The 11,898-nt window shown below is 36.2% G+C and carries 10 protein-coding genes; 6 read left to right on the plus strand and 4 right to left on the minus strand.

Going from position 1 to position 11,898, the window contains the following annotated elements; all coding sequences use genetic code 11:
• Positions 1-307: 307 nt before the first annotated feature.
• The gene (locus tag RBU60_RS05250) at positions 308-1,198 is read left to right on the plus strand and encodes a T9SS type A sorting domain-containing protein (RefSeq protein WP_308863650.1); all 891 of its coding nucleotides are present in this window, start codon (positions 308-310) and stop codon (positions 1,196-1,198) included.
• 605 nt (positions 1,199-1,803) lie between these two features.
• Here RBU60_RS05250 and RBU60_RS05255 read toward each other — a convergent pair.
• Positions 1,804-2,421 carry a metallophosphatase domain-containing protein gene (locus RBU60_RS05255; RefSeq protein ID WP_308863651.1) on the minus strand — a complete coding sequence of 206 codons (618 nt, stop codon included), beginning with the start codon at positions 2,419-2,421 and terminating at the stop codon, positions 1,804-1,806.
• 38 nt (positions 2,422-2,459) lie between these two features.
• Positions 2,460-2,651: a hypothetical protein gene (locus tag RBU60_RS05260; RefSeq protein WP_308863652.1), complete on the minus strand. Its 192-nt coding sequence runs from the start codon at positions 2,649-2,651 to the stop codon at positions 2,460-2,462.
• Between the two features lie 189 nt (positions 2,652-2,840).
• Here RBU60_RS05260 and RBU60_RS05265 point away from each other — a divergent pair, with 189 nt between their 5' ends.
• A complete protein-coding gene (locus tag RBU60_RS05265) occupies positions 2,841-4,349 on the plus strand; it encodes a hypothetical protein (RefSeq protein ID WP_308863653.1) in 1,509 nt (502 codons plus the stop codon).
• Here RBU60_RS05265 and RBU60_RS05270 read toward each other — a convergent pair.
• A complete protein-coding gene (locus RBU60_RS05270) occupies positions 4,342-5,172 on the minus strand; it encodes a universal stress protein (protein WP_308863654.1) in 831 nt (276 codons plus the stop codon). The genes RBU60_RS05265 and RBU60_RS05270 overlap by 8 nt on opposite strands.
• 165 nt (positions 5,173-5,337) lie before the next feature.
• On the opposite strand from RBU60_RS05270, the gene rimP reads away from it, so the two are divergent.
• From rimP to infB, 3 genes are all read left to right on the plus strand, one after another.
• The gene (gene rimP, locus RBU60_RS05275; RefSeq protein ID WP_308863655.1) at positions 5,338-5,799 is read left to right on the plus strand and encodes a ribosome assembly cofactor RimP; all 462 of its coding nucleotides are present in this window, start codon (positions 5,338-5,340) and stop codon (positions 5,797-5,799) included.
• Between the two features lie 12 nt (positions 5,800-5,811).
• Positions 5,812-7,044: a transcription termination factor NusA gene (nusA, locus tag RBU60_RS05280; RefSeq protein WP_308863656.1), complete on the plus strand. Its 1,233-nt coding sequence runs from the start codon at positions 5,812-5,814 to the stop codon at positions 7,042-7,044.
• Positions 7,045-7,105: 61 nt separating this feature from the next.
• Positions 7,106-9,826: a translation initiation factor IF-2 gene (gene infB, locus RBU60_RS05285; protein ID WP_308863657.1), complete on the plus strand. Its 2,721-nt coding sequence runs from the start codon at positions 7,106-7,108 to the stop codon at positions 9,824-9,826.
• A 99-nt stretch (positions 9,827-9,925) separates the two neighbouring features.
• Here the strand turns inward: infB and RBU60_RS05290 are convergent, their stop codons facing one another.
• On the minus strand, positions 9,926-10,174 hold the full coding sequence (locus tag RBU60_RS05290; RefSeq protein ID WP_308863658.1) for an SPOR domain-containing protein: 249 nt from the start codon (positions 10,172-10,174) through the stop codon (positions 9,926-9,928).
• A 362-nt stretch (positions 10,175-10,536) separates the two neighbouring features.
• Between RBU60_RS05290 and RBU60_RS05295 the strand changes: the two genes are divergently transcribed.
• Positions 10,537-11,877: a c-type cytochrome gene (locus RBU60_RS05295; protein WP_308863659.1), complete on the plus strand. Its 1,341-nt coding sequence runs from the start codon at positions 10,537-10,539 to the stop codon at positions 11,875-11,877.
• Positions 11,878-11,898 lie beyond the last annotated feature (21 nt).

Below are 11,898 nucleotides of genomic sequence, written 5' to 3' on the forward strand. Positions count from 1 at the left end.
TATATCAATAGATTTATATTTAATAGAAACATCAATAACATAAAAATCAGTATTATTTAAAATGCACAACGGGTTATTATTATTATTATTATTGAGTTTATAAATATATAAGATTAAGTTTTAAACGCATCATAATAGGATATATGTACCGTAATATTTAAGGCTTTAAGATAAAAAAATCTGTATGGGCGGCTAATTTAGTAAATTCATTAAAGGCTATAACACAAGATTAGCAATACAATAAATAGAATCTCATCAGTTTTTTTATTAGTAATGATTACTTTTGTCACAAAAAAATAACTTAGTTATGAAATTTTTTTTACTTATTATAACAGTATTCGTTTTTGCGGATACCATCTATGCGCAAAACACTTCTTTTGAAGCAGAAGAAGGTTATGAGTTAGGCGAAATAAATGGCCAAAACGATTGGGAAGTATTTAGCTTCCTAACCGAATCCTTTGCAGTAACCGGCGAAAATGTTTCCGATGGTGACTGGTCTCTCAGACTTGGTTTAAATAATATTATACCCAGTGGTGCTACGGCTGGAGCAACTAGAGATATTAGTCAAGATGTACCTGATTCTCCTGATAGCTACGAATTATCAGCCGATGTGTATATTTCCTCAGCCGAAGCTGGAGAAATTGATTTTAATGTGTATGGAGCTGCTGGACCCGATGCGCTAGCTGGTGCTTCTATAGCATTACTCGATGGAAGGGTGCTTATTATAGAACTATCTGATTTTTCAGTTGGGGCAGATTTAGAAGTGCCCCAAGAGACTTTTATTCACTTATCTATGCTATTAGATTTTGAAAATGAAGAAACCCTGTATTATGTGGATGAAGAGTTGGTTTATACTGGAGATCTAAATCTATCTGAAGTTACAGGATATGGTTTCCTTACCACAGGAAAAGCAGTTGGTTATGTGGATAATGTGACAACATCTGACCCATCTTTAAGTGTTTCAGAGTTTTCTCCAAATACGTTTTCCTATTATGTAAGTGCAAATCAATTATATCTTAATAGTACTTCTGCCATGGAGAAAGTGAAGATTTACAACTTAAATGGACAAGAGGTGCTTTCTAAAAAACTAAATTCTACAGACGAAAACATTCAAATTGAAAACTTAGCGCCTGATGTTTATCTTACTCGCTTAATATTTGAAAAAGACACTCAAACCTTTAAGTTTATAAATAAATAACTCAAGTTTTGCAAGCTGAAAGTACTGGGGATTAGGGCTATAAGAAAGGAACAATATAGCGTATAAATCTAGCCATTGGCTTGGTTTTTAGGTATTTTTAAAGTGTAAACAAGAAAATACAAATCTGCTAAAAAAAATATTTCTAAAACCTAAGAAGAAAAATCTTTTTTAAAGATACTTGGAAACAACCGGAATTTTTCATCAAACACCTTGAGCTTTTAAACTTTTCGAAGACCCCCGATTATTTCAAGACCTTGAAACAATCTGGGGGTCTCTTTTTGAGGATTGATAAAGTTAATTATGGTACTTCTTTTTATAGATATGGAAAGCCTGGGTGCTGTTATTCAGTGGTAGAGGCAGCGCTGAAGGACACTTATTGTCTAGTTTTGGCCAATCAGTCCCAAAACTTCTAGGAAGCGTACCAAATTTGCTTTAAGTTAAAGCTTTAATCTCTCCAAAAGTTTTAAACTGCTTGAACTTTTTAGGCAGTTTCTCCGCGGCTCGTCCTTGTCGTTTAGCAGGGATTGGTTTGCAATTTTAGTAAGCATACTCCCATTCATGTCTAGTAGATTTGCACCGAGGTTCTTGGTTTTTCTACGAATTTCTTACAAATTAACCACCATAGGCGCATTGGGTGTTGTGTATTTATCGTCGAAAGAAGTAGCGTTGATATAGGTGGTTTCTCCTAATTTTATTTTTCCGTAGTTGTCGTGCGCATGACCAAAAATGTGAAACTTCGGCTGAATGTCTTGTACTTCCTTTTTTAAATAAGGGCAACCTACCCGATGATCTTTAGTGTGATCCAAAATGTCATAAGGCGGATTGTGGGTGATAATCACATTTGCTTGACGCGGAATTTGCTTCCAATGCTGTTCAATTTCATTTGGCTCTAATCCAAAAGCCCAAGGTTTACCTAAAGAAGTATTTGGGGAGCCCCAAAAATGTTGCCCTTCAATTATAACAGAATTGTTGATTAAAAGATGAATGTCTTTTAAGTACGATGCAAGCTTTTCGAAATTCTCATTTTGAAGAAAGAAATCGTGATTTCCTGGAACCACTATTTTATAGGGGTGTGGTTGGTGAGCAAACCAAGTTAAGAAAGCTTTGGTTTCTCGAAAGGTACCCGCTTCAGAAAAATCGCCTGCATGAATAAGCACGTCACCAGATGGGATTTGTAAACGCTCTTCTCTCGTGTGGGTGTCAGCAATGCAAACTAATTTCATGCTGTAATGATAAACAAATTAAGTGCTAATGAAGAATTTTATTTTTCGAGATTCTCCTCTGAAGGAAGAACTATATTGGTCGCTTGAATAATCAAAATACATACGATGAGCGTAGTTAATAGAAAGAAGATGAATTTGATCATCAGACTATCAGTATGTAAAAAGCTGTAAATACCTAACGCAATTTCTACAATAAGAAAGAAGGCCGCTAAGAAGAGCTTGATGATCATTTTGGGGTGATGGATTGGGTTATATAACAAATATAGTTCTAAAGGACTTATCTATATTTTAAAACAAATACAATTAATGAAATTTTAACTATAACTTTAAAATTCGGACGTGTGCGTTGTTAAATCTTTTAAAAGTAATATGTAGTCTTAAATCTAAATACCTATTTTTAACTACCAAAATACTTTAGCTTGAAAACATTTTTAAAAGTACTTACTGTTGTTGTGGTTCTATTGATTGGAGGATATTTTTTCACCTACTTTTTTGTAAAATATAAAATAGAATCTTCTTTAAAGGAACCCGTGATGAATGGGGTGGTTACGTATGAGGGTTTAGACATGAGTCTCTTCCGCGGAAGCGTAGATCTCACTAATATAACTTGGAAAAGTAAGGAGAAAGAATCTCATGTAGAGGTTGCCGACTTGGCCGTGAAAGATATTTCTTATTATGCGTTTCTTTTTAAGAATCAAATTAAAATGTATAGCATTTCGATAAGCCAACCTAAAATATATCTTCATAAAACAACAGATACTACCGTGTCTTCATCAAAAAAAAACAAGAAAGAATTTGATAAAGAGATTATTGTAGAGAACCTAAACATAGGAAAAGCTTCTTTTGTTTATAAAAAAGACAGTATAGAAAAGTTGAAACTGAACTCTTTTGATTTTGAATTAAAGGAAATTGCTTCTACCAAAGAAAAAAGAACTCAAGAAATTCCTTTTGAATATGGAGACTATGATCTTAAAGTTGGGGGGCTATTTTTTGACATGAATGAATTGCAAGACTTAAGTGTGAAAGAACTACAGTTCTCTAAAGATAAAGTTTCTCTAACTGGGCTGCATATGAGTCCTAAATATTCTAAGGAAAATTACATTAAGCATATTCCTTACGAAAAGGATTGGATGGACTTGAAAATAGAGACACTGGTGATAGATGGATATCAACTTGAATTGGAAGGAGAGAAGCGTTTTTATTCTCCTTTGATAGGAATTGAAAAAATGGATTTTGAAGTCTTTAGGGATAAGACGGTGAAAGACGATGTAACCAAAAAAGAAATGTACAGTGAGATGCTTCGGAATCTAGAGGTTGGAATTAAGGTGGATTCTATGCGTATACGCTCTAGTCGCATCACTTATGAGGAGCAGATCCGGAAACCGGGTCCGCCTGCGATGATATTTTTTGATGATCTTAATGTTAAGATAAGTGATGTAACAAATTTGGAGTTAAGTAGAGAAGATTTTCCGCTCACTAAAGTGGAAATCAAAACGCGATTTATGGGGAAGTCTACATTAAATTTTAACTGGAACTTTAAAGTAAATGATACTTTAGACCGGTTTAGGGTTAGAGGTTCGGCGTATAGGGTTTCAGATGCTTCCGTAAATTCATTCTTTACTCCCGCTTTTAATGTAGAGGCAGAGGGAGAAATAGATGAGATCTATTATAATTTTGGCGGAGATAGAAATGTAGCTTCGGGAGATTTGAAATTGATTTATGAAAAACTCAAGTTTCATGTGCTTAAGAAAGACCGCCAGCGAAAAGATAAGATTCTTAGTTTTATAGCGAATATTGTGGTGAAAAATTCATCAAAAAATGGAGGGGTTTCTAAGAATGTAGGAAGTGTAAAAAGAGACAAGACCAAATCTTTTTGGAATTATTTTTGGTCTTGTCTGCAGTCTGGTTTAAAAAAGATATTTATTTAATTCTAAAGGTAACTACTGGTGTTTTTGCGTGGTTGACTAAGTCTTCACTAATGCTTCCGTTAAGGAAATGGGCAAGACCTTTTCTTCCGTGAGTGCTTATACCTATTAAATTTGCATTTTTCTTAGCCGCATACTTTAAGATTCCTTTTTCTATAGATTCTGCTCCATAAACTTCAAAGTTTAGGTTGGTAGTATCTATATCTTTTAAGAATTTATCAGATTTGTCTGCTAGGTAATCGTCGGTTTTAAACTTGCTAGACGTGTTGATATATACTACGTGCATTTTGGCCTCTAACATCTGGCAGAATTTCACAGCTTCGGTGAAAGACTCTTTATTTTTCTTCATTAAATCTGTAGCGTAAACCATGTTTTGCACTTCAGAAATTATCAATTCATTTTTGACTACCAAAACGGGGATGTCTGAGTTTCTTACTACCTTTTCGGTATTAGAGCCTATGAAAATTTCTTTCATCCCGGTAGCTCCGTGAGAACCCATAACAACTAAATCTACATCGTTCTGCGTGGTGAATTCCATAATGCCGTCAAAGGCTTGTTGAAATTGTACGGTTTCATAGACTTTAATTCCATCAAGATAATCCTTAGATAAAACATCTTCAAAGCGTTTATGAGCCAATTTCATGAAGTATAGAGATTCTGGAATTTGATTTCCAGTAGACATTGCAGGATCAGTATTTTGCATGGGCAGCTCAAGCATGTGAAGAAGATAAATTTCACTATCGTATTTTTTGGCAAATTGAACGGCTACTTTTAGAGCGTTTTCTGCTTGTTCAGAAAAGTCTGTAGGGACAAGAATTTTTTTCATTTTTTGGGTGGTTTGGTTGTGTTAATTTATATATAAAATAAAGTTACAAATAATTTCATTGGGCTTCTAATTAATTATGTTAGAAAATATTACTATATTTGCACCGGAAAGAAGAAAATAATTGATAGAGGGGACGTAAAGTCCCCTCTTTTTATAACAATTTTAATGCAGAAAGAACTAGTTAAAGATTTATTAGAGAGGGCTTTAGATGAAAAAGAGGACTTGTTTTTGATAGATTTTGAAATGAAGGCAGATAATCAGATTCTAGTAGTTATTGATGGAGATCAAGGTGTATCTGTGAATGATTGCATTGATGTTAGTCGGGCGATTGAGCATAATTTAGATAGGGAAGAGGAAGATTTTTCTTTAGAAGTGACCTCGGCAGGAGTATCTGCTCCCTTATTAATTCCAAGACAATTTAAGAAAAATATAGGCAGGAAATTAGCGGTGAAAACAAAAGATGAGGCCATAGAAGCTAATTTAGAAGATGCCAACGAAGAAGAGATTACACTCCATTGGAAGGCTAGGGAGCCTAAGCCGGTAGGAAAAGGAAAGGTAACAGTTAAAAAAGAAGCTGTAATATCATACTCCGATATTGTAGAAGCAAAAGTGATGATAACATTTTAACAGAAATTAGATATGGAAAATATCGATTTAATTAACTCTTTTTCAGAGTTTAAAGATGATAAATTAATTGATCGTGTGACCTTAATGGCGATCTTAGAAGATGTGTTTAGGAATGCTCTGAAGAAGAAATTTGGAGAAGACGACAACTTTGATATCATTATAAACCCAGATAAAGGAGATTTAGAAATATGGAGAAATAGAGTGGTGGTCGCTGATGGTGAGGTGGAAGACGACAACCAGGAAATTTCTCTTTCGGCAGCCAGAAAAATCGAACCTGATTTTGAAGTGGGCGAAGATGTTTCTGAAGAAGTAAAGTTGATAGATTTAGGGCGAAGAGCTATTTTAGCATTAAGACAAAACCTAATTTCTAAAATACACGAACACGATAATACTAACATTTATAGGCAGTTTAAAGATTTAGAAGGAGAAATTTATACCGCAGAAGTTCATCATATTCGTCATAGAACCGTAATTTTGTTAGATGATGAAGGAAATGAGCTAGTAATGCCTAAGGATAGACAGATTCCTTCTGACTTTTTCCGTAAAGGAGAAAATGTAAGAGGAATTATTGAAAGTGTGGAGTTAAAGGGCAATAAGCCTACGATTATCTTATCGAGAACTGCACCTGTTTTCTTGGAGAAATTATTTGAGCAAGAAATTCCAGAAGTTTTCGACGGATTGATTACTGTGAAGAAAGTGGTAAGAGTTCCTGGAGAGAAGGCGAAGGTAGCGGTAGATTCTTATGATGATAGAATTGATCCTGTTGGAGCTTGTGTAGGGATGAAGGGTTCTCGTATTCACGGAATTGTACGTGAGTTAGGGAATGAAAATATAGATGTAATTAATTATACGACTAATACGCAGTTATTGATCACAAGATCTTTGAGTCCAGCGAAAGTTACTTCTATAAAGATTGATGAGGAAAAGAAGACAGCTCAAGTGATGCTAAGGCCAGAAGAAGTTTCTAAAGCTATTGGTAGAGGTGGTCATAACATTCGTTTAGCAGGACAGCTTACGGGGTATGAGATAGATGTGTATAGAGAAGGAGGAGAAGAAGATGTTGAGTTGTCTGAATTTTCTGATGAAATTGAAGACTGGGTAATTTTAGAGTTATCTAGAGTAGGATTAGAAACTGCGAAAAGCGTTTTAGAAAAAGACGTAGAAGATTTAGTGAAAATTACAGACCTGGAGGAGGAAACTATCCAAAATGTGATGAGGGTCTTAAAAGAAGAATTTGAAGATTAGGAGTTTTTATAAAATTTTTAATCATATAATAAGAATAAAGAGGTTAATTTAGAGGCAATTTATGGCTGAAGCAAGAACAATGCGATTAAACAAAGTACTACGTGAATTCAATATCTCACTAGACCGTGCTGTGGAATTTTTAGATTCTAAAGGTTATGATATTGAAGCTCGTCCTACTACAAAAATCTCCGACGAAGTTTATCGGGTGCTTTTTGAGAAGTTTCAAACCGATAAAAGTAAGAAGGTGGCTTCAAAAGAAGTGAGTGAAGAGCGAAAGAAAGAGAAGGAGGAACTTCGATTGGCGAGAGAGAAAGAGCAGGAGGAGAAGTTGCGCAAACTAGAGGAGCGTAGACAGAAGGAGAAGGAGAAAGAAGAAGAAGAGGCTCGTATAGTGAAAGCTAAAGCAAGTTTAAGCGGACCTAAGCAAGTAGGGAAAATAGATTTGGAAAAAGACAAGTCTAAGCATAAGCCTAAGTCGAAGAAGGAAGAAAAGCTTAAAGAAGTTAAGAAGAACGAGAAGAAAAAAGAAGAGCCGTCTAAAGATAAAGCTGCTGGATTAAAGAAAGAAGCAACTCCTGAGAAAAAGGAAGAGGTGAAAGCGCCAGAAGAAGAACGTTTAGAAACTCAATATAAGAAGCTTAACGGACCTAACTTTACAGGAGAAAAAATTGATTTAAGTCAGTTTAAGAAAAAGCCTGCAAAGAAAAAAGAGGATCCTAAAGACAGTGCTGCTGCCAAAAAGAAGAAGAGAAGAAGAATCAGTAAAGATACTGGAGGAAATGCTTCTGGTGGTAATAGAAGAACTGGTGGCGGAGGTTTCAAAAAAGGGGCAGGAGCTAATAAAGCTCGTAGACCACAAGTAACCAAAGAAGAGCCTACAGAAGAAGAAGTACAAAAACAAATTAGAGAAACGCTAGAAAAGCTTCAGGGGAAATCCTCTAAAGGTAAAGGAGCTAAGTATAGAAGAGATAAGCGAGATTCGCACCGTCAAAAAACGGAAGACGAACAAGCACAGCAAGAGCAAGAAAGTAAAGTACTTAAGGTAACAGAATTTGTTACGGTAAGTGAAGTGGCTACGATGATGGATGTGGGGGTGACGAAAGTGATTTCGGCTTGTATGTCGTTAGGAATGATGGTAACGATGAATCAGCGTTTAGATGCTGAGACACTTTCTATTGTTGCTGAAGAATTTGGGTACGATGTAGATTTTGTAACTGCAGATATTGAAGATTCAATTGAAGAAGTTGTAGATAATCCAGAAGACTTAATAGAAAGAGCGCCTATCGTAACCGTAATGGGGCACGTAGATCACGGTAAAACTTCCTTACTGGATTACATCCGTAAAGAGAATGTAATTGCGGGTGAAAGTGGAGGAATTACACAGCATATTGGAGCTTACGGTGTAGAGTTAGAAAGCGGTAATAAAATAGCATTTTTAGATACTCCAGGACACGAGGCTTTTACGGCAATGCGTGCACGTGGAGCTCAAGTTACTGATATTGCTATTATTGTGATTGCAGCAGATGATGATGTGATGCCGCAAACAAAAGAGGCAATTTCTCACGCTCAGGCAGCAGGAGTTCCTATTATATTTGCAATCAATAAAACAGATCTTCCGACAGCAAACACAGAAAGGATTAAAGAAAAGTTAGCTGCATTAAATCTTTTAGTGGAAGATTGGGGAGGTAAGGTACAGTCTCAAGATATTTCTGCGAAGACAGGAGCTGGAGTTAAAGAATTATTAGAAAAAGTATTATTAGAAGCCGAGATCTTAGAGCTTAAAGCAAACCCAGACAGAAAAGCTTCTGGTACGGTTGTGGAAGCTTACTTAGATAAAGGTAGAGGGTATGTGTCTACAATTTTAGTTCAGAACGGAACCTTAAAAATTGGAGATTACGTCTTGGCAGGAACAACAAGTGGTAAAATCAAAGCGATGCACGATGAGCGTGGTAATGATATTAAAGAAGCAGGTCCTGCAACTCCGGTTTCTATATTAGGTTTAGATGGAGCGCCACAGGCTGGAGATAAATTCTCTGTGATGCTAGATGAGCGTGAGGCTAAAGACATTGCTTCAAAACGTACGCAGCTACAAAGAGAGCAGAGTGTGAGAACGCAACGTCATATTACGCTAGATGAAATTGGACGTAGAATTGCGTTAGGTGACTTTAAAGAATTAAACATTATCTTAAAAGGAGATGTTGATGGTTCTGTAGAGGCCTTAACAGACAGTTTCCAGAAACTCTCTACGGAAGAGATTCAGGTAAATATTATACATAAGGCAGTAGGTGCCATTACAGAAAGTGATGTGTTGTTAGCTTCGGCCTCTGAAGCGATTATTATTGGATTTAATGTGAGACCTGCAGGTAATGCTCGTCAGGTTGCAGATAAAGAAGAAATCGACATCAGAACTTACTCTATTATCTATGATGCGATCAACGATCTTAAAGATGCGATGGAAGGAATGCTTTCTCCAGAAATGAAGGAAGAGATTACGGGGAACGCAGAAATAAGAGAAACCTTTAAGATTTCTAAGATAGGAACGATTGCTGGATGTATGGTTACCGATGGTAAGATCTATAGAAATAGCAACATACGTTTAATACGTGACGGAGTAGTGATTTACACTGGAGTATTGTCTTCTCTGAAACGATTTAAAGATGATGCGAAAGAAGTTGCTAAAGGATACGATTGTGGACTTCAGGTGAAGAACTACAACGACATCAAAGAAGGCGATATCGTAGAAGCTTTCGAAGAGGTGGCAGTGAAGAAAAAACTGAAATAAGACAAGTAGAAATACTTCGTAAAAAAAGCAGCTCCATTGGGGCTGCTTTTTTTATGGAATTAATGGAGGTGATGTTTATTTATAAATAAACATGATCATTTATCTAGGCTTAAAAACAAAAGAACTTTTAAAGTCTTCTTTAATGGTGATAAAAAGCCTTTCTGCTTCTAGGCGGTCTCTAAAGTCACCTACCCATACTTTGTAGTTGGGGGTCTGGTATTCTATGCTTGCGGGTTGATTAGGATGCTTCTCTTTAAACTTTCTTCTCGTTTTGTTAGCTTCATCTAATGTAGAGCCAGAAAATAACTGAATTTTGTAGCGTTCGTTTAGTTCATTGCTCTCTGTCATTTTAGATTTTAAAACTAAAAGTTCTTGTACTAAAGGGGGGGCAGTGACTTTAGATTTGTTTTCCTGAGCACTTAAATTCAATCCGGAAAAACTGCAACTTGTTAAAAGTAAATATATTACTGACTTGTTTTTGATCATAAGGCAAATTTTTTTTTACAAAAGTATAATTAAATAACTATAGTTGTACTAGATTTATTATTTAGAAATAGTATAAATTAGCCATTAACACTTCCTTAGCATCCGTAAAATCATCTATAAGTATTACTTTTGTCCTTGGATTTTGGAGTGTTAAGATGTGTTAATATAGCTAACTGCTTCACTATAAAAACCATACCAAACTAAGATGTTAATTCAGCTGTAATATGGAAAAGGTGAATATACGCCATTCAATTTTTAGAACGTTACTACTTTCGATGGTAGTGTTATTTTCATTCTCGCAAACTTCTTACTCGCAAGAAGATTCTGGCACTGCAGATGCTGCGGTAGAGGAATCTGATTCTGGTGCTTCAGGTGCCGAAGGAGATGTGGCTGCGGGAAAAGAATTATTTAATTCTTTATGTGCCGCTTGTCATAAGCCGTATAAGAAGGCTACGGGTCCTGCTTTGCACGGTGTAAGTGATAGGCATGATAGACAGTGGCTTTATGAGTGGATAAAAAACAGTGCGGCAATGATTGCTTCTGGCGATGATGCGGCTGTAAAAATTTACGAAGAGTACAATCAAACTCCTATGAACGCGTTCCCTCAATTGTCTCACGAGGATATTGATAACATTTTAGCGTATGTAGAGCAGCCAAAACCAGAACCTGTTCAGGTGGCTGGTGGTGATGCTCAGGTAGATGCTGGAGGTGGTTATGGAAGCGGAGTATCTACTAATGTCGTGTTGGGGATTCTTGCTTTTGTGTTGTTGTTGCTTACGGTAATCTTGGTGTTAGTAAATAAGACTTTAAATAGATTTGCTGAAGTAAACGGAGTGCCTATTGTGGCTTCTGAGAAAAGAAAGCCAATTTGGAAAGCTTTTGTTGAAAATCAATTTTTAGTATTGGTGTCTTCTGTTTTCTTGTTATTAGTGGGGGCGTATTTTGTGTACGGTTTCTTTATGCAGGTAGGTGTAGATCAGGGTTATGCGCCGGTGCAGCCTATTCATTACTCGCATAGAATTCACGCAGGAGATAATCAAATTGAATGTAAGTACTGTCACTCTTCAGCGAGAGTGAGTAAAACCTCTGGGGTGCCATCATTAAATGTATGTATGAACTGTCATAAATCTGTATCTGAAGTAGCTCCGGAAACGGCAACAGAAGATTATACGAAAGATTTTTACGACGGCGAGATTTCTAAATTATATGATGCTGTAGGATGGGATACGGAAACACAATCGTATACTGGAGAAGAGAAGCCTGTGAAATGGGTGCGAATCCATAATTTGCCAGATTTTGCTTACTTCAATCACTCACAGCACGTTTCTGTGGCGGGTATTGCTTGTCAGGAATGTCACGGACCTGTAGAGGAGATGGAGATTATGCGTCAAGAAGCTCCATTAACGATGGGTTGGTGTATTAATTGTCACCGAGAAACAAAAGTAAAAGTAGAAGGCAATAAGTATTATGATAAGATTCATGAGGAATTGTCTAAGAAATATGGTGTTGAAACATTAACGGCGGCTCAGATGGGGGCGTTGGAATGCGGTAAATGTCACTACTAATTTTTTTAAGAATAAGAAGTT

Source organism: Mesonia profundi (assembly GCF_031085155.1).
Taxonomy (GTDB): Bacteria; Bacteroidota; Bacteroidia; order Flavobacteriales; family Flavobacteriaceae; genus Mesonia; species Mesonia profundi.

Coding starts and splice junctions, on each gene's coding strand:
- RBU60_RS05250 (WP_308863650.1), top strand. CDS start 308: ATGAAATTTTTTTTACTTATTATAACAGTATTCGTTTTTGCGGATACC.
- nusA (WP_308863656.1), top strand. CDS start 5,812: ATGGAAAATATCGATTTAATTAACTCTTTTTCAGAGTTTAAAGATGAT.
- RBU60_RS05260 (WP_308863652.1), bottom strand. CDS start 2,651: ATGATCATCAAGCTCTTCTTAGCGGCCTTCTTTCTTATTGTAGAAATT.
- RBU60_RS05270 (WP_308863654.1), bottom strand. CDS start 5,172: ATGAAAAAAATTCTTGTCCCTACAGACTTTTCTGAACAAGCAGAAAAC.
- RBU60_RS05295 (WP_308863659.1), top strand. CDS start 10,537: ATGGAAAAGGTGAATATACGCCATTCAATTTTTAGAACGTTACTACTT.
- RBU60_RS05255 (WP_308863651.1), bottom strand. CDS start 2,421: ATGAAATTAGTTTGCATTGCTGACACCCACACGAGAGAAGAGCGTTTA.
- infB (WP_308863657.1), top strand. CDS start 7,106: ATGGCTGAAGCAAGAACAATGCGATTAAACAAAGTACTACGTGAATTC.
- rimP (WP_308863655.1), top strand. CDS start 5,338: ATGCAGAAAGAACTAGTTAAAGATTTATTAGAGAGGGCTTTAGATGAA.
- RBU60_RS05290 (WP_308863658.1), bottom strand. CDS start 10,174: ATGACAGAGAGCAATGAACTAAACGAACGCTACAAAATTCAGTTATTT.